This window comes from uncultured Corynebacterium sp., assembly GCF_947253065.1.
Taxonomy (GTDB): domain Bacteria; phylum Actinomycetota; class Actinomycetes; order Mycobacteriales; family Mycobacteriaceae; genus Corynebacterium.
In genome coordinates this window covers 1-16897 of record NZ_CAMXWS010000013.1, presented here as the reverse complement: position 1 = coordinate 16897, position 16897 = coordinate 1, and the positions used below count along the sequence as shown (strand labels likewise).

General features: G+C 60.4%; 17 protein-coding genes. 5 read left to right on the top strand and 12 right to left on the bottom strand.

Annotated features, from left to right (window positions below; translation table 11 throughout):
• Positions 1–84: 84 nt before the first annotated feature.
• The 4 genes from grpE to Q0X21_RS04895 all read right to left on the bottom strand — a co-directional run bounded on the left by grpE (position 85) and on the right by Q0X21_RS04895 (position 4740).
• Positions 85–723, bottom strand: a complete 639-nt coding sequence (gene grpE / locus Q0X21_RS04910) for a nucleotide exchange factor GrpE (RefSeq protein WP_297850648.1) — start codon at positions 721–723, stop codon at positions 85–87.
• A 12-nt stretch (positions 724–735) separates the two neighbouring features.
• Positions 736–2577, bottom strand: a complete 1842-nt coding sequence (gene dnaK, locus Q0X21_RS04905; protein ID WP_297850647.1) for a molecular chaperone DnaK — start codon at positions 2575–2577, stop codon at positions 736–738.
• 383 nt (positions 2578–2960) lie between these two features.
• Positions 2961–3773 carry a hypothetical protein gene (locus Q0X21_RS04900; protein ID WP_297850646.1) on the bottom strand — a complete coding sequence of 271 codons (813 nt, stop codon included), beginning with the start codon at positions 3771–3773 and terminating at the stop codon, positions 2961–2963.
• Positions 3774–3894: 121 nt separating this feature from the next.
• Entirely contained in the window at positions 3895–4740 is an 846-nt protein-coding gene (locus Q0X21_RS04895) for a hypothetical protein (protein ID WP_297850645.1), read from the bottom strand.
• Between the two features lie 364 nt (positions 4741–5104).
• Between Q0X21_RS04895 and Q0X21_RS04890 the strand changes: the two genes are divergently transcribed.
• The 3 genes from Q0X21_RS04890 to Q0X21_RS04880 are packed head-to-tail and all read left to right on the top strand — an operon-like array spanning position 5105 to position 8137.
• Complete coding sequence (locus tag Q0X21_RS04890) at positions 5105–6493, top strand: AI-2E family transporter (protein ID WP_297850687.1); 1389 nt, start codon at positions 5105–5107, stop codon at positions 6491–6493.
• Positions 6494–6551: 58 nt separating this feature from the next.
• Positions 6552–7082 carry a type 1 glutamine amidotransferase domain-containing protein gene (locus tag Q0X21_RS04885; protein ID WP_297850644.1) on the top strand — a complete coding sequence of 177 codons (531 nt, stop codon included), beginning with the start codon at positions 6552–6554 and terminating at the stop codon, positions 7080–7082.
• Positions 7079–8137, top strand: coding sequence for a biotin/lipoate A/B protein ligase family protein (locus Q0X21_RS04880; protein ID WP_297850643.1), 1059 nt, complete (start codon positions 7079–7081; stop codon positions 8135–8137). Before Q0X21_RS04885 ends, Q0X21_RS04880 begins: the two co-directional genes overlap by 4 nt.
• A 3-nt stretch (positions 8138–8140) precedes the next feature.
• Here the strand turns inward: Q0X21_RS04880 and Q0X21_RS04875 are convergent, their stop codons facing one another.
• The 8 genes from Q0X21_RS04875 to Q0X21_RS04840 form a co-directional block, all read right to left on the bottom strand.
• Complete coding sequence (locus tag Q0X21_RS04875) at positions 8141–8818, bottom strand: GPP34 family phosphoprotein (protein WP_297850642.1); 678 nt, start codon at positions 8816–8818, stop codon at positions 8141–8143.
• A 68-nt stretch (positions 8819–8886) separates the two neighbouring features.
• Positions 8887–9828, bottom strand: coding sequence for a sulfite exporter TauE/SafE family protein (locus Q0X21_RS04870; RefSeq protein ID WP_297850685.1), 942 nt, complete (start codon positions 9826–9828; stop codon positions 8887–8889).
• Between the two features lie 12 nt (positions 9829–9840).
• Positions 9841–10545: a sirohydrochlorin chelatase gene (locus tag Q0X21_RS04865; protein ID WP_297850641.1), complete on the bottom strand. Its 705-nt coding sequence runs from the start codon at positions 10543–10545 to the stop codon at positions 9841–9843.
• A gap of 4 nt (positions 10546–10549) precedes the next feature.
• Positions 10550–11836: a sulfate adenylyltransferase subunit 1 gene (locus Q0X21_RS04860; protein WP_297850640.1), complete on the bottom strand. Its 1287-nt coding sequence runs from the start codon at positions 11834–11836 to the stop codon at positions 10550–10552.
• On the bottom strand, positions 11836–12738 hold the full coding sequence (cysD, locus tag Q0X21_RS04855; RefSeq protein ID WP_297850639.1) for a sulfate adenylyltransferase subunit CysD: 903 nt from the start codon (positions 12736–12738) through the stop codon (positions 11836–11838). The genes Q0X21_RS04860 and cysD overlap by 1 nt, the downstream gene beginning before the upstream one ends.
• On the bottom strand, positions 12735–13514 hold the full coding sequence (locus tag Q0X21_RS04850; protein WP_297850638.1) for a phosphoadenylyl-sulfate reductase: 780 nt from the start codon (positions 13512–13514) through the stop codon (positions 12735–12737). The genes cysD and Q0X21_RS04850 overlap by 4 nt, the downstream gene beginning before the upstream one ends.
• A complete protein-coding gene (locus Q0X21_RS04845) occupies positions 13514–13771 on the bottom strand; it encodes a hypothetical protein (RefSeq protein WP_297850637.1) in 258 nt (85 codons plus the stop codon). Before Q0X21_RS04845 ends, Q0X21_RS04850 begins: the two co-directional genes overlap by 1 nt.
• Entirely contained in the window at positions 13768–15465 is a 1698-nt protein-coding gene (locus Q0X21_RS04840) for a nitrite/sulfite reductase (protein WP_297850636.1), read from the bottom strand. Before Q0X21_RS04840 ends, Q0X21_RS04845 begins: the two co-directional genes overlap by 4 nt.
• A gap of 240 nt (positions 15466–15705) precedes the next feature.
• Here Q0X21_RS04840 and Q0X21_RS04835 point away from each other — a divergent pair, with 240 nt between their 5' ends.
• Together Q0X21_RS04835 and Q0X21_RS04830 are read left to right on the top strand one after the other, a co-directional pair.
• Positions 15706–16269 carry a hypothetical protein gene (locus Q0X21_RS04835; RefSeq protein WP_297850635.1) on the top strand — a complete coding sequence of 188 codons (564 nt, stop codon included), beginning with the start codon at positions 15706–15708 and terminating at the stop codon, positions 16267–16269.
• A 115-nt stretch (positions 16270–16384) separates the two neighbouring features.
• A partial coding sequence (locus tag Q0X21_RS04830) for a Na/Pi symporter (protein ID WP_297850634.1) occupies positions 16385–16897 on the top strand: 513 nt, incomplete at its 3' end.

The window sequence follows — 16897 nt, the reverse complement described above, 5'->3', positions numbered from 1 at the left end:
ATTATGAAAAACGCGGCCGGGGAAGGAAGTCTCGTCGATGTGTTGGACAATGCTCCCTCCCTCGGCCGCAAACGCTACTGAGGTTTACCCAGCAGGCTCTGCGTCCTCTTCCGGGTCCGCGATGATCACCATCGCGTTGCGGATCAGGCGGTCACCCACGCGGTAGCCCTTGCGCAGCACCGTGCCGATGACCTTCTCATCGCCCTGCGAGAGGTCCTGCACCGCTTCGTGGATCTCCGGGTCGAAGGCATCGCCTTCAGCACCGAAAGCCTGTGTCTTCTGACGCTGCAGCACTGCCTGCAGATTGTCAGAGAACGCCTTCAGCGGTCCGTCCTCCAGGTCGCCGTGCTGGCGGGCGAGCTCCAAGTCGTCGATAAGCGGGAGCAGCTCCGTGATCACCTTGGCCTTCGCGTCGTTGGCGATCTGTGAGCGCTCGCGCTCCGTGCGACGACGGTAATTCGCATACTCAGCGGAGACGCGCTGGAGATCCTCCGTGCGCTCAGCGAGCTGCGCCTCTACCTCGGAGACCTCCCCGTCACCGTCGGCGTCCGGGTCGATCTCGGCTTCCACGTCCTTCAACGCGTCCTCGAGCTCGGCCTCTAGCGCCTCAGATTCCGCGGCCTCCTGGGCCAAGGTTTCCGACTGGTCAGGGCTAATGAACTCCTCGTCCGTCGCCGCCGGATCACCCGGGTTGTCGGGCATCTGCTCGTTCGGGTTGGTCATACTTACAGCTCCTTATTTCTCGTCGGAGTTGTTGGACTCATCCTCATCGACGACCTCAGCATCCACGACATTGTCGTCAGCCGGGGCATCTGCCTGAGCAGCACCAGCATTAGCATCAGCCTCGTAGATCGCCTTACCCATCTCCTGCGACTCATTGGTCAGCTTCTCGACGGCCGCCTTAACCGCATCCAGGTCATCGCCCTTCAGCGCCTCATCGACCTCATCAGCTGCAGCGGTCACCTTGGACTTGATGTCCTCAGAGACCTTCTCAGAGTTCTCGTCCAGGAACTTGCGGGTCTGGTATGCCATGGACTCCGCATTGTTGCGGGTCTCCTGCTCCTCGCGACGAGCCTTGTCCTCGTCTGCGTGAGCCTCAGCATCCTTGACCATGCGATCGATCTCCTCCTGGGAAAGACCGGAGCCTTCCTGGATCTTGATCGTGTTCTCCTTACCGGTGCCCTTGTCCTTCGCGGTCACGTGGACAATGCCGTTGGCATCGATATCGAAGGTGACCTCAATCTGCGGAACACCACGCGGTGCCGGTGCGATACCGCCCAGCTCGAAGGAACCGAGCAGCTTATTAGCCGCAGCCATCTCGCGCTCACCCTGGAAGACCTGGATCTGCACGCTCGGCTGGTTATCCTCAGCCGTGGTGAAGGTCTCCGAACGCTTCGTCGGAATCGTGGTGTTGCGCTCGATCAGCTTGGTCATCACACCACCCTTGGTCTCAATACCCAGGGACAGCGGAGTGACGTCGAGAAGCAGCACGTCCTTCACGTCGCCACGCAGAACACCAGCCTGGAGAGCAGCACCAAGCGCCACGACCTCATCCGGGTTCACGGACTTGTTCGGATCCTTGCTGGTGAGCTCCTTGACCAGGTCAGAGACAGCCGGCATACGAGTGGAACCACCAACCAGCACAACCTGATCAATGTCGCCGACCGAAAGACCAGCATCCTTGATCACCTGGTTGAACGGCTGCTTCGTGCGATCCAGCAGATCAGAGGTGATCTTCTGGAACTCAGTACGGGACAGGCTCTCATCCAGGAACAGCGGGTTCTTGTCGGAATCCACCGTGATGTACGGCAGGTTGATCGAAGCCTGCTGTGCGGAGGACAGCTCGATCTTCGCCTTCTCTGCCGACTCACGCAGACGCTGCAGCGCCATCTTGTCCTTGGTCAGGTCAATGCCGTGCTGCGACTTGAACTTTTCCACCAGCCAGTCGACGATGCGCTGATCCCAGTCATCGCCACCCAGCTCGTTGTCACCAGCGGTAGCCAGCACCTCAACAACACCGTCGCCGATCTCCAGCAGGGATACGTCGAAGGTGCCGCCACCCAAGTCGAAGACCAGAATCGTCTGCTCGTTATCAGCCTTCTCCAGACCGTAAGCAAGAGCAGCTGCCGTCGGCTCGTTGACGATACGCAGGACGTTCAGACCTGCAATCTGGCCAGCCTCCTTGGTGGCCTGACGCTGTGCGTCCTCGAAGTATGCCGGGACAGTAATAACCGCATCGGTGACCTCATCACCGAGGTAAGCCTCCGCATCACGCTTCAGCTTCATCAGCGTGCGTGCCGAGATCTCCTGCGGGGTGTACTTCTTGTCATCAATATCGACCGTCCAGTCATTCTCGCCCATGTGGCGCTTCACGGAACGGATCGTGCGGTCAACATTGGTCACCGCCTGGTTCTTAGCGGACTGACCGACGAGGATCTCGCCGTTCTTCGCAAAAGCCACGACTGACGGAGTGGTGCGTGCACCCTCCGCGTTGGCGATAACTACTGGCTCGCCACCCTCAAGTACCGAAACAACAGAGTTCGTCGTACCGAGGTCAATACCTACTGCGCGTCCCATAATTCATGTCCTTCCAAAAATTCGGTTTATTTTCGGTGGCTACTTCCCCACCGATGTTCATTTGTCTCACCGAGTTGAGCCTGGTCAGTGTCCCGCTTGAGCAGGTTGACTGCCATTGACTCAACTTCCGGGAGCAACTGTACCACCGGATGGCGACACAGTCTCACAGGGTTGAGCCTGACTCACTCAATCTACACAACTCACCAACGCCCAAAGTTGTTCCCAACTGACTCAACTTTCTTTATCCGCGCTGGTCTATGGGTCTTTTCAGTTGCGCCGTTACCGCCGACCTTTAGTTGTTAACCCCGCGCCCAAAACCAGCAAAAGTCCCGACCCTAACCCCGCATTTAGCGGAGCCTGGACCGGGGCTGTTTCGAGATTGTTTACTTCTTAGCCAGGAACTGGTCCACGAACGGACGCAGTGCAAAACCAAGGATGCCGCTGAGGATCAGCAGACCCGCGAAGCCAGCACCAATCGCAATACCCAGACCCTTCAGGGACAGGGACGAACCTGCCGGGACAGAGCTGGACTTGTTCTCGCCTTCCGCGCAGGCACTCAGCGAACCGGTGTATGCCACAACCGGCGCGGCGACCTGGAGCACATCGTTCTTGACCATGGCCTTCACCGAATTGGTGATGTCATCGAAACCACCCAGTGCGCCACCGAGCAGACCGGTCAAACCAAGGCCACCGACAAGGCCCTTGATGTCGAGACCGAGTGCCTCGCCACGCTTTTCCGCCTCGGCCGGGGTGATGACCTCTTCACGCTCAGTGATCTTGTCCGCCTTCGATGCCTTGAGCAGCGCGATGTACATGTTGTAGTTCTTGCGCTCGCGGTAGTAGATACGGCTCTGAGCTTCCTTGATCTCCGGATCCGGAGCCCACGCATTCGGATCCTCAGCAGTCTTAGCCCAATCGCCGTACAGCTTCGCATCTGCCTTACGCTGCTCCTGGGGGTACCTGTCGGTGGACTCCTTCTGACCCAGCGTGTTCATCAGCTGGTCAGCCAGCAGTAGGTAGATGTTCTTGTACGCCGTGTTGATTCGCTCCTGGTCACGCTCGGTGTACGAGATCGTGCACTTTTCAGTCGTTGCGTCGTAGTCAACGGTGTAGGCATTGGCAGCCGGTGCTGCAACAATAGTGGAGGCCACTGCAACGGTCGTGGTTGCAGCAATAGCGAGGCGACGAATACTCACGGGACAGCCCTTTCGGGTTCAAGGGAAAAATGACTTCCCAGAAAAATACAGCATGCGCTAGGCATTTACACACCTAGCGCATGCTGTATCTTTTTCCGCTACCCCCGCGGGGCACCTACTTCTAGCGGAGAACGCCTGCGTTCTTCCAGAACTTGGTGAAGAAGTCATTCACCAGCGGCCCAACCGCCACTGCAATCAGACCGACCAGCGCGAGTCCACCGAGCACGCCACCGGCAACAAGACCGATGAACTGATCGGTATCCAGACTGGAACCCTTCTTGATCTTGCCCGTGGTGGTTTCACGGTTCTCACATGCGGTCAGAGCAGCTTCGTAGCTCTTAATGGTCGGCTGAATACGCGGGCCGAGCTTGTTCAGGGCCTGCTTTGCCATGTCGGTAGCATCGCCGATCTTGAGGCTTCCACTGATGATTCCCCACAGGCCCGGCGCGACAAGATCGCCCGTCTGGACAGCACCTGACCCCTTCATCTCAGCAGCTTCAGCAGGGGTGATTTTCAGGGTCCGCTCGGCCAGAACCGGCTTGCGCGACTGCTGCAAGAACTTGCCAGCCATGTGATACGGGCCAGAATTCTGACCAATTTTCAAAGTTGCCAGTTTGCGCTGCGCATCCCCAACATCTTTGCCGTTGTATTTGGTACCGAGGTGCCACGCCAAAGGATCCTTGTCCGGATTCTCCTTTGCCCACGGGTACCAAACATCCGCACTTTCCCGATCCTTCAGGCGCTCTGCTGACAGGTCCGCCACCGTCTCGAACAGGAGCGAGTACGCACCATTGATCTGCTTCTGCTCTTCTGCAGTGAATTCCAGGGTGCACAGGCCTTCACTATTTCCTGCCTCTTCGTAGGTCTGGTAGGTGTTCTCCCACGCATTCGCCGGGGCAACGGTGCCGGCAGTCACGACGGCGGTCAGGGCGGTAGCCGCGATGGCGCGACGCATGAAACGGGACATGACGGGTTTTCCTTTCGGGAGGGAACGTAGTTTTGCTGGAAATGCTACGCAATGGACATTGTTTTGTCAGGGAAATTCCAAATTTCTCTCGCCCAAGCAGCAAACCCCATCCGAGCAGTTAGTCGCGTTTGAAATGCACTACACAAAAGCCCAGGTCAACTGTTGCTGATGTGGCGGAAGAACCAAACGCGACTAACCAGCCCTAAGAAACCTGCCCCAAGTAACCACCAAAACCTGCCCCCGCGACCCATATCTGCTGCACAGCGGTATTACTTTTCACGCATATCTGGCACAATATTTGCTCGTGACTGATAACAAACAGACAGATGGCGCGAAGGATTTCGCCACCACCCTCCTCGACTCGGTGGAAACACCTAGTGCGGAGCCAACTCCGGCGCAGGCAGCACGGACGCTGTCGAATGAGCCAATCGACCGTGGCCAGATCCTCGCCTCCGACGGGCGTACCGCAGCAGCATGGGCCCTGCGGTTCATCGTGATCGTGATTGCCACAGCGATCCTGTTCAAGCTGATCGGCGGGATCTGGGTCGGCGTGCTGCCGACGTTGCTTGCGCTGATTTTCTGCACGGTGCTGTGGCCGCCAGTGCGCTGGCTGCGCAACCACAAGGTGCCGGCAGCCCTGGCAGTGTTCATCGTGTTGCTCACGTTCTTTGGTGTGATCGGCGGGATCTTCGCAGCGATGGCACCGACGATCCGCACGCAGTCGGTGGAGCTATACCACCAAGCAGAGGAAGGCATCCAGCAGATTCTGACGTGGGTGGAGACATCCGCGCCGTTTGATGTGGATGTCAGCCAGATCGAGCAGGCAGTGAACCAGGCTGGTGAGTTCGTTCGTGGCCAGGCTTCGAGTATCGCGTCGGGGGTGGCGACGGGTATCGGGGCGGCGGCGTCGATAGGCACAACGCTCGCGCTGATGCTGGTACTGTCCTTCTTCTTCCTCAAGGATGGCGACCGTTTCTTGCCGTGGCTGCGTAAGTACACCGGTGTGAAGGTCGGCTGGCACCTGACTGAGGTGCTCATGCGCTCCTGGAATACGCTGGCGGGATTCATTCGCACGCAGGCGATTGTGTCGCTGGTGGATGCGGTGTTCATTGGTCTTGGCCTGCTAATTCTCGGCGTTCCGCTGGCGCCGGTGCTCGCGGTATTCACGTTCTTCGGTGGCTTCATCCCGATCATTGGTGCGTTCACCGCGGGTGCTCTCGCCGTGATCGTCGCACTGGTTTCGGGTGGCCTGACCAAGGCGCTGCTGGTGCTCGGCCTGGTCATCTTGGTGCAGCAGATCGAGGGCAATGTGCTGCAGCCGATTCTGCAGTCCCGCTCGATGGGTCTGCACGCAGCGATCGTGCTGCTTGGTGTGGCTGTGGGCGGCACCCTGTTCGGCATCATTGGCGCATTCCTCGCGGTGCCGGTCTGCGCGGTCGCAGCAGTGTGGCTGCGCTACTGGGCGGAGATGGTTTCGCTGCGTACCGGTGAGATCACTGCTGATGACATCCAGATCGCTACGCAACAGAGCCAGACTTTGGATTCCCGTGAGGCGTACTTGGCGGTGCGTGACCGCATGCGTTCTCTGGGCACTCGCAAGGGCCAGACCCAGCTTGATGAGGAAGCCGGGAAGCTCGGCTCCACCAAGGTCCCGCGCAAGACTGACGCGGACGCGGATAGCCAGGAAGGCATGGACGCACCAGGCAAGACCCGCGCGATTGCCGAGGATGAGCTTGAAAAGAATCAGGACTAGTCAGCCCTGAGCGAACGCCAGCCCTATGGGTTGGCGTTTTTCTTTACGCTGGGGAGGCATGAGCAATCAAGTATTAGAGAACAAGAAGATCGCAATCCTCGCTACGAATGGTTTTGAGGATTCTGAGCTGACGGAACCACGTGACGCTGTCGCAGAGGCAGGCGCCACGGTAGTTGTTATCGCCCCTGAGGCAGGCACCATCGAGGGCAAGAAGGGGGCTAAGGTCGACGTCGACCAGACCACGGCTGATGCGAATGCCGCAGATTTCGACGCACTGATCCTCCCGGGCGGCACCGACAATGCCGACCACATCCGCATGGATGAGGCAGCCGTTAAATTCGTCCGCGAGCTCACCCAGGCAGGCAAGCCGGTTGGCACGATCTGCCACGGTGCGTGGATCCTCACCGACGCAGAGGCTCTAAGCGGTGTCACCGTTACGTCCTTCCCGTCGCTGAAGACCGACCTGAAGAATGCGGGGGCAACGTGGGTGGATGAGGAGGTCGTCGTGGATAAGCGAATTGTTTCTTCGCGCACCCCGGCTGACCTGCCGGCATTCAACACGGCGATCGTCGAGGAGTTTGCGAAGTGAAGCACCATTTCGAAGTGAAGGTCTCCGGCGGCAAGCTGGTCGTCGCGGACATTACTGACGACGGATCCGTCATCACCGATGCCCAAATTTCGGGCGATTTTTTCCTCGAGCCGGAGGAAGCATACGACGCGATCAACGGCGCACTCGTCGGCGCTTCCATCACGGAATCCACCGACGACCTGCAGAAGCGTATCGACGACGCCCTGTCCCACCTCCCCGACGTATCCCTCCACGGGTTCTCCACGCGCGATGTCGCTGTGGTGTCCCGCCGTGCGCTGCTGGATGCGAAGGACCTGACGGATTATGACTGGACAGTGATCCACTCCCCCGTCCTGCCGACCCCGGTGAATGTGGCGCTGGATCAGTACCTGCTGGAGGAAGTCGCTGCTGGTCGCAGGGGCCCGATCCTGCGCTTCTGGGAATGGGAAGACAAGGCTGTTGTCTTCGGCTCCTACCAGTCCTTCAAGAATGAGCTGGACCCAGAGGGGATTAAGAAGCACGACATCGTGCCGGTCCGCCGTATGTCTGGTGGTGGCGCCATGTTCATGGAGGGTGGCAACTGCGTCACCTATTCCATGTACCTGCCTGAGGACATCGTCGCTGGCCTGAGCTACGTGGACAGCTACCAGTACCTGGATACCTGGGTGCTCGCCGGCCTGCAGGCCCTGGGTGTGAATGCCTGGTACGTGCCCATCAACGACATCACCTCCGACGGCGGCAAGATCGGTGGCGCTGCTCAAAAGCGTGTACCGGGTGCGCTCCTGCACCACACGACCATGAGCTACGACATCAATGCCGACAAGATGATGGAAGTGCTGCGCGTTGGCAAGGTCAAGCTCGCCGACAAGGGCGTGCGCTCCGCCAAGAAACGCGTTGACCCGCTGCGCCGCCAGACCGGTGTGCCACGTCAGGAGGTCATTGAGACCCTGATAAATACCTTCATCTCCCGCTACCCGGCTGAGGTCGGCGAATTGTCAGACGCTGATATCGCCGCAGCCGAGAAGCTTGTCGACGAAAAATTCGGCACCGAAGCCTGGACCCACCGCGTGCCGTAGGCCCTAGCTGGACGCGGACTCTTCCTCGACTGCGGCCGCCCGTGCGACTGCTTCGAGGACTAGGTTGACCTCTTCGGCGTAGTCGAAGGTGGCGCCTTCGAGGACGGCGCGGTCGATGTCGCGGACTCGGACGCGCACGTCGTCGAAGGGCACGCCCTGGATCTCTTCGAGGAAGACGCGGCGCAGCTCACCAGTGTTCTTGAGCAGCAAAATCACGATGGCTTCTTCGGCGCGGGGCTCTGCCTTGCCGTGGAAGATGTCACGGTAGCGGCCGCGCATGGTGGCCTCGATTGTCTCGTCCTTTTCGGGGAAGCGGGTCCACTTCAAGCCGAGGAAGCTTGCGCGCTCCTTGTCCAGCACACCTTCTTCAATGAGACGCTCTGCGAGGGCATTCTTATCGGCGAACTTGCGGGAGTTCAGTGCAGAGTAGACCGTTTGGCCGTTTTTTGCTTCCAGACGGGAAACACCATGTGCCAGTGCTGGGTGGGCAGAAGCACGCTTCGCTGCACCGGAGGTGGCCACGACCTTTGGGGATTTACCGCCCTCGATGCGGGCGAGGTCGGTGGCCACGAGGTCGCAAAGAAGAGCGCCGTTGAGGGCTACGCGCTGGTGACTCACTCCGATCTCAAAGTGGTCAGACTTGTTCGAGAGCAGGAGAAACAGTGCTTCACTAACGAGCATGGCAGTGTGGTCTTTCAGCTAGCGGACGAATGTGGCCCAGTGTAACCCGCCCCCACCGGCTTCTGTCTTTAGCGGCTCGCGGTAACTGGAGCGGTGGTCACAACCTCGTCGGCGGGACTAGCCCCCTCCTTCTCAGCGGCGGCGCGGGAATTGGCCTTAGCTCGCTTCCAGCCACGGTAAGCAAGTGCTGCACCGACGATGATCACGGCGATGCGAACTGCGACCAGCGCCGCGCTGCCGAAACCGAGAGCGCTGAGCACGATCGGAAGGTTCAACACCACGATCAAGGTGCCCACGATCCCGCCGAGCAGAATCGGGTTGAGGCGAGTGACCAGCCATGCGGCGAGTGGTGCGGCGATCACACCACCGATGAGCAGAGCGAACACAGCAGCAAGGTTGGCCACGAGGTCGTGCCACATCCCGATGATGAAGCCGGCGGTCGCGGCGGAGGTGACGAGGAACTCGGCGGTATTCACGGTGCCGACGATCCGGCGCGGCTCACTACGCCCTGCGGACAGCAGGGTCGACGTGGTCACCGGCCCCCAACCACCGCCACCGGTCGCGTCGACAAAACCACCGAAGAGTCCTAGCCCGCCCAAGAATTTCTTGGAGTGCGGCTTTTCAGCGACCTGACGTCGGACGATGCCGCGGGAGAAGCGCCACACCAAGTTGGCACCGATAGCGGCGAGGATGAAGGACATGATCGGCTTGGCGGCTTCCGTCGACAGGTTCGACAGCACCGTCGCCCCGACAAAAGCACCGATCGCGCCTGGGATGCCGATCGCAACGACAGTACGCCAGTCCACGTTGCCGAATTTCCAATGGCTCAGACCGGACACCAAGGTCGTGCCCAGTTCAGCGGTGTGAATGACGGCGGATGCCTGCGCGGGACCGAGTCCGGCGAGCATGATCAGGATAGTGGTGGAGGTGACACCGAAGCCCATGCCAAGGCCGCCGTCGACAAGCTGACCAGCGAGACCGGCTACTGCAATGAGAATGAGCGTGACCATGCGGTTCATGAGTTAAGCCTTTGCGTATGAGGGGGTCAGCGCGCAGCGGTAGCGCGCGGCGATGATGTGCGCGAGGTCCGTGCCAAGTGGCGCAGAGATGGACCCGGGCCACATTCGGCAGGCGCGGTCCAGCAGCAACCCCCTCGTGACAAATAGCGGTAATAAATGGGCATTTTCATCGGCGACAGCTGCAAGGCCATCAGCACCGACGAGTTCACCGTGCCCAGTCGCAGGAACAGTGGTCACAGAAATGCCAGTGAGCTTTTCCACGTCCTGACCCAGCTCAACCGTCTTCCCCGCCGCCTCCTCATTGGAGGTACCCACGGGGTAGAGGATGATGTGTGAGGTGCGGGGGGCGTCGTTAAGCGCGCGTGCGGCGAGCACTTCCGCGATGTCACGGCCTTGGCCCAAACCTTGTGCGGTGATCAGCTCCAGGCCAGTTTCTGCGGTAGCGTCCGCGATCGCTTCAGGCACGTCGTGGGTGGCGTGAAAAGCGTGGGTGAACAGCGTGGGCACGACCACAGCGCGGGAATGACCCTCCTGCGCGAGCTGACGAGCAGCAGAGGTGAGGTCCGGGGTGTCGAACTCGAGGTGAGCGTCGATTCCCGTGACCCCCAGCTGGCGCGCTACCGCGCAGGTGAGCTCGCTGACTCCCGGCTGCGCATCGGGGTGACGCGAGCCGTGCGAGAGCGTGATCAGTGCTGTCTGTTCCACCATGTGCTTACCTCAATCGCGTTCCCACGAGCCCTGCGGCGAGCGTGTTTCCGCTGGCCTGGTCGATGAGCAGGAAATTGCCCACGGCGCCTCGCGCGGCATAGTCCTCGATGGGCAGCTCCTGCGCGGTCTGAATGGTCACGTGCGCGATGTCATTGAGTCCGAGGGATTCCGGGGCGGTGTCATCGGAATTGGATTCGGGTGTGCCGTCGATATCCAGGACACGGTCGACGCTGACCACGCGTGCGCGGACGAGCGAGGACCCATAACGCAGTTTCACTGCCTTACCAGCAGTGATGTCCTTTTCCGTCAGACCGACAATCGTGCCGTGGAATTCGCGGACAGACTCTGGGTACGGCGCTGCAGCGAGGAGGTCACCGCGTGCCAGGTCGATGTCATCAGCTAGGCGCAGCGCAATCGCGTCACCAGCTTGTGCAGTGGTCGCACCGTCAAGACCATCAGCATTGTCGATGTGCGTGACGGTGGTCGTCTTTCCGTTCGGCGCGGTGACGCTGTCGCCAACGCTGATCGTGCCGGCGTTCACGGTGCCGGCATACGCGCGGTAGTCGGTGGCGTGCTCGCGCAGGACGTACTGGATATTGAAGCGGAAGGGCAGGTCGAGCGCGCGGCCGGAGTGGACCGGGATGGTTTCCAGCAGCTCAAGCACGCTCGGGCCCTCGTACCACGAGGTTTCCGAGGAGCGCTCGACCACGTTGTCGCCCTTGAGCGCGGAGATCGGCACGGCATGCGGCTCGGCAATACCGAGTGCGGTTGCGCGTTTCTCAAATTCGGTGCGGATGCCCTCAAAGACTTCTTCGGAGTAATCCACCAGGTCGATCTTGTTCACAGCCAGGATCACTGTCTTCACCCCGAGCAAGCTGGCCACGGTGAGGTGGCGGACGGTTTGGGGTTTGATGCCGTTTCGGGCGTCGACAAGCAAAACGACCACCTGGGAGGTGGACATGCCCGTGACCGTGTTGCGCGTGTACTGCTCGTGGCCAGGTGTGTCCGCGAGGATGAACGTGCGCTTGTCAGTGGCGAAATAGCGGTAGGCAACATCGATGGTGATGCCTTGTTCACGTTCGGCGCGCAGGCCGTCGACGAGCAAGGAGAGGTCAAGGCCCTCGAAACCGCGGTCGGCAGAGGTGCGCTCAACGCTGGCCATCTGGTCGGCGAGCACGGACTTGGTGTCGTGGAGGAGGCGGCCGACAAAGGTCGATTTACCGTCATCGACCGAGCCGGCAGTGCACAGGCGCAATGTGGCGCGATCGGCCAACACATTCGAGGCAGTCATCAGAAGTAGCCCTCCTTCTTGCGGTCCTCCATGGCGGACTCGCTCAAGCGGTCGTCGGCGCGGGTGGCGCCGCGCTCGGTCAGGGTGGAGGTGGCAAGCTCAGCGAGCACCTCATCGATATTGGTGGCGGTGGATTCAACAGCGCCGGTGCAGGACATGTCGCCGACGGTGCGGTAGCGCACGCGGCGAGTCTCTACTTCTTCGCCTTCGCGCGGGCCGCCCCAGTCGCCGGCGGTGAGCCACATGCCATCGCGATTGAATACCTCACGGTCGTGGGCGAAGTAGATGGACGGCAACTCGATCTCGCGGGCGCCGATGTATTCCCACACGTCCGACTCAGTCCAGTTGGAAATGGGGAACACGCGGATGTTCTCACCCGGCAGCTTCTCGCCGTTGTACAGATCCCACAGCTCAGGGCGCTGGCGGCGCGGGTCCCAGCCGCCGAAGGAATCGCGGACGGAGAAGACACGCTCCTTGGCGCGGGCGCGCTCTTCATCACGGCGGGCACCACCCAGGACAGCGTCGTAGCCGACCTCCGCGATGGTCTCCACCAGCGGAACGGTCTGCAGCGGGTTGCGGGTGCCGTCGGGGCGCTCAACAAGGTCGCCGCGGTCAATCCAGTCCTGGACATGGGCGACGCGAAGGCGTGCGCCGGTCTTTTCCACGAGGTTGTCGCGGAATTCGATCACCTCTGGGAAGTTGTGGCCGGTGTCCACATGCAAAAGCTCAATCGGCGGTGCAGCCGGCGCGAAGGCGCGTCGGACCAGCTCGTAGACCACGCACGAGTCCTTGCCGGAGGAGAACAGCAGGCCGATTTTGTCGAACTGCCCAGCGACCTCGCGGATGATGTGGATGGATTCATTCTCAAGATCCCGCAGGTGGGGTGAAAGTGTTTGGCTCATTGGTGCAACCCGCATTCTGTCTTGGAGCTGAACGCCCACCGGCCCGCACGCGGGTCCTCACCCTCCGCGACTGGCAACGTGCAGGTTGCGCAGCCAATGGAGGGGTAGCCCTGCTTGGTCAGGGGGTGGATGATCAGGTTCTTGTTGTCGATGTATTCGTCAGTGTCTTCCAGCGACCACGTGATCATTGGCGAGATCTTCAGTCGCCCGGTCGCATCCAGCGACAGTGCTGGTGCTTGCGCACGCGTCGGACCATCCGCACGGCGCAGCCCGGTCACCCACCCCGCGTACGGGGACAGGTTCACGGCCAGCGGCTCGACCTTGCGCATGCGACAGCACGCGGTCGGGTTCGTGCGGTACAGCGCACGGCCGTACACACGGTCCTGCTCCTCGCGCGACAAGATCGCCTTGGCGCGCACGAGCTTCTGGCCCGGGTAGCGCTCCTCGACCTTGTCGGCTACCTCGAGGGTCTCCGGGAAGTGGTACTCGGTATCCAAGAAGAGGAAGTCAGCTTCCGGCAGGTAGTCCTTGGCCAGCTCCGCCAGCACGGTGTTTTCCATGCTCAGCGTCACCGCGATCTTGCCCGGGGCATGCTCGTGGGCCCACTGCAAGATCTCTTGCGCGGAGGCGTCGTAGAGCTTGTCCGCCCATTCGTCGACAAGCCGTGCGTTCTCTGCAGCTACCTCCGCATCAAGCGGTTCGGTTTCCTTCGGACCTTCCGGGCTGATCTTAGGGTCACGCACATCAGCTTGTGCGCGCGATAAAAAATCGGCCATTATTTCTCCTTCCTCAACACCGCGTCGTGCCCGTGGCGCGCGAGCGAATCCTGGATAGCTTGTTCAGTGGATTTCGCCTGCGCCGGGGCATGTTCCGGGGCGTCTTGCCCGTAGAACTTCACCTCGAAGATACGGAGGCACTCGGTACATTTCCATGCGAAATCACTCGTCTCATCCGGGAATAATCCCTCGCCTGCGCAGTACGGGCAGTGCGTGGGAAAATTCCGGTTCGCGTTCGGTTCGCGCCGAAATCTCACTTCAGGTCCTCCTCGTCGGCGCGCAGCACCCAGTCGCGGAAGATTTCGCCTTCCTTTCGCTTATCGACGTAATTTGCCACCACCCGGCTCACGTAATCCCCCAACTCAGACGACAGAACCTTGTGACCGCGGATCTTGCGACCGAAATTGGCTTCTTTCTCACCATTCGGGGTTTCACGCGTAACAGTGCCGCCGAGGTGGACCTGGAAGCCTTCGACCTTGTTGCCATGGCCGTCGTCCACCATCTGGCCCTTGAAGCCCATGTCGGAGACCTGCGTGCGAGCACACGAATTTGGGCAGCCATTCAAGGTGATGGTGATGGGGGAATCGATGTCGCCGAAGCGGTCCTCGAGTTCGTCGACAAGCTCGATGCCCTTTGCCTTGGTGGTGGTGTGCGCGAGCTTGCAGTACTCCAGGCCCGTGCAGGTGAGCATGCCGCGGCGGAATTCGCTCGGTTTGGAGTACATGCCCATCTCCTGCAGGTCAGCGGCGAGGGCGTCAACCTTTTCGGGATTGACGTCGAGGAACAGGATCTCCTTGAACGACGTCAGGCGCAGGCGGGTCAGCCCATAGGATTCCGCCAGGTCAGCGATAGCGATGAGTTGCTCACCCGTCAGGTGGCCCATTGTCGGCTTCACGCCGAGGTAGACCTTGCCGTCCTTCTGCTCGTGCACGCCGACGTGGTCGCGGTCGATGAGGTTCATCGGCGCACGTGGTCCGTCCGGGAGCTTGTAGCCCAAGTACTCCTCTTCAAGCACCTGGCGGAACTTAGCGACGCCCCACTGTGCCACCAAGAATTTCAAACGTGCACGGTTGCGCAGGCGGCGGTAACCGTAATCGCGGAAGATGCGCACGACTGCAGCCCAGACCTCCGGCACCTCCTCGAGAGTGACGAATGCGCCAAGCGACTGCGCCAGCATCGGGTTCGTGGACAAGCCACCGCCGACGAAGAGCTCAAAGCCGGGGCCGAGCTCCGGGTGTTCCACACCAATGAACGCGATGTCATTGATCTCATGAATCACGTCCTGGCGGGCATTGCCCGAGATCGCGGACTTGAATTTGCGTGGCAGGTTCTGGAATTCCTCGCGCAGAACGTATTCATTCTTGATCTTCTCAATAGCCGGGGTGGCATCGATAATCTCGTCCTTTGCAATGCCCGCGACCGGGGATCCCATGATCACGCGCGGCACATCGCCGCAGGCATCCCATGTGTTCAGGCCGACGGATTCGAGCTTTTCCCAGATCGCCGGGACATCCTCAATGCCGACCCAGTGCAGCTGAATGTTTTGACGGTCGGTCAGGTCCGCGGTGGAGCGGCAGTAATCGCGGGAGATCTCTCCCACTGCGCGGGCTTGTTCGGTGGAGCACTGGCCGCCATCGAAACGCACGCGTGCCATGAAGAACTCATCCTGAAGCTCAAGATTGTCCTTGCCGGTGTGCTCGCCGCCAAGGTTCTGCTTGCGCTGGGTGTACAGCCCGAGCCACTTGAAGCGCGGGTACAGGTCCTCATTGGGAATGGAGGCAAAGCCCTGCTTGGAGTAGGTATCAATCACCCGCTGCTTGACCTCAAGCACCGGCTCAACCTGCTTGAGTTCCTCATCGTGGTTGAGCGGCGCTTTGCCGTCGATCTTCCACTGGCCTTCCGGCTTGGGCTTGCGGGCCGGCCGCTTCCGCGTGGTGGTTGGTGCGGTCATGCCGCCTCCTTAAACTGCTTTTGCGTACCACTCTGTCTAGTACGTTCCGTACTCAATTTCGTTAAGTGGCACGCTACACATACCGCTCGGTCTAATCCATAGAACTTCAGCGCTTTTTGGCGCTACACTGCACTAAAGACTGAATGTAAATGTCGATTCAGCCTTGACGACTTGCGAATCGTGACTATCGTTACAGACCAAGCAGTCTATGCAGAATCTTGAAAGAGAAGGGAACACACAATGACGCACGCCGCTCACCGTGTCGCCGTTATCGGCCACGGCCCCGCAGCCATTGAGACCTCGGACCTTCTCATCTGCATGGGCGACTATTTCGTCGACCTGTTCAGTCAATCTCCTGCCCCCACCTGCCTGATCCGCTTCGGGTCGACCGAACGCAGTGACCACGACAGGAGCCTCGTCCCTCGCCTCCGCCTCTTCGGCAACCTTCGCGTCGGGGCAGGCAAAAACAGCGTTTCTCTCGGCGAACTCACCCACTATTACGACACCGTGATCGTCGCCGACGACGCCACTGGCGAGCTCGTCGTTCTGGGCAATGGCAGCGGCGCAGCTGCCACTTATGATTTCCTCCGCGCCAACACTGCGCTCCCGGTGAGCAGGACTCCGGTAGTCGCGGCTGCAGGTGACGCCGATAAGCCCGGCGCGATCGTTGCGTTGCTTGAATCCCGCAAGCTGCCTTTCACAACATGGACTGGCTGGCACCGTCCGGCCCGTGTTGCGCCAGTCACTGCGAAGCAGTGGTCTTCCCTGGTCAGCGTGGCGTGCGCGGTTCCTGATACACCTTAATTTCCTGCCACAAAAGGCAGTTCACACAGCGTTCATTTTCCGTTACTTTGCTGTCAAGATCCTTGGGATAGCCTGACGCGCGCACAATACTCCTGTCAGTTTCAAGAGGGATCTTATGAGCAATAAGGAACTCACCCGGGATATCGCTGGTGAGCACGAACGCCCCGCGGCCACCACGGCCGAGGAGGACCGTGATGTTGAAGATCAGAACAATGACCCATTGAGCTTCCTCCCCTTCGAAGGCACCGCAAAGCAGGTAGTCAACTGGATCGCCGTTTTCCTCGGCGTCTGGATCCTGCTCAACGGTGTCGGCATGATCGGCGATGGCTTCAAGCTGGCCGCCGGCGACCAGGCTAAGGAACTGTTCTCGTTTGCGGAGAACCCATTCGTCGGTCTTGCCATCGGTATTGTCACCACCGCGATCATCCAGTCCTCTTCTACCACCACCTCGATCGTGGTGGGCATGATCGCCGGTGGTCTGCCACTGGAGATCGCTATCCCGATGCTCTTCGGCGCCAACATGGGCACCTCAGTCACGTCGACCTTGGTGGCTCTTGGCCTGGCTGGCAATAGGCAGCAGTTCCGCAACGGTTTCTCTATGGCGACCGTGCATGACTTCTTCAACCTG

Excerpts from the sequence above, each read along its gene's own strand:
- grpE (WP_297850648.1), bottom strand. The coding sequence starts at position 723 with ATGACCAACCCGAACGAGCAGATGCCCGACAACCCGGGTGATCCGGCG.
- dnaK (WP_297850647.1), bottom strand. The coding sequence starts at position 2,577 with ATGGGACGCGCAGTAGGTATTGACCTCGGTACGACGAACTCTGTTGTT.
- Q0X21_RS04895 (WP_297850645.1), bottom strand. The coding sequence starts at position 4,740 with ATGTCCCGTTTCATGCGTCGCGCCATCGCGGCTACCGCCCTGACCGCC.
- Q0X21_RS04885 (WP_297850644.1), top strand. The coding sequence starts at position 6,552 with ATGAGCAATCAAGTATTAGAGAACAAGAAGATCGCAATCCTCGCTACG.
- Q0X21_RS04875 (WP_297850642.1), bottom strand. The coding sequence starts at position 8,818 with ATGCTCGTTAGTGAAGCACTGTTTCTCCTGCTCTCGAACAAGTCTGAC.
- Q0X21_RS04870 (WP_297850685.1), bottom strand. The coding sequence starts at position 9,828 with ATGGTCACGCTCATTCTCATTGCAGTAGCCGGTCTCGCTGGTCAGCTT.
- Q0X21_RS04865 (WP_297850641.1), bottom strand. The coding sequence starts at position 10,545 with ATGGTGGAACAGACAGCACTGATCACGCTCTCGCACGGCTCGCGTCAC.
- Q0X21_RS04860 (WP_297850640.1), bottom strand. The coding sequence starts at position 11,836 with ATGACTGCCTCGAATGTGTTGGCCGATCGCGCCACATTGCGCCTGTGC.
- cysD (WP_297850639.1), bottom strand. The coding sequence starts at position 12,738 with ATGAGCCAAACACTTTCACCCCACCTGCGGGATCTTGAGAATGAATCC.
- Q0X21_RS04850 (WP_297850638.1), bottom strand. The coding sequence starts at position 13,514 with ATGGCCGATTTTTTATCGCGCGCACAAGCTGATGTGCGTGACCCTAAG.
- Q0X21_RS04840 (WP_297850636.1), bottom strand. The coding sequence starts at position 15,465 with ATGACCGCACCAACCACCACGCGGAAGCGGCCGGCCCGCAAGCCCAAG.
- Q0X21_RS04835 (WP_297850635.1), top strand. The coding sequence starts at position 15,706 with ATGACGCACGCCGCTCACCGTGTCGCCGTTATCGGCCACGGCCCCGCA.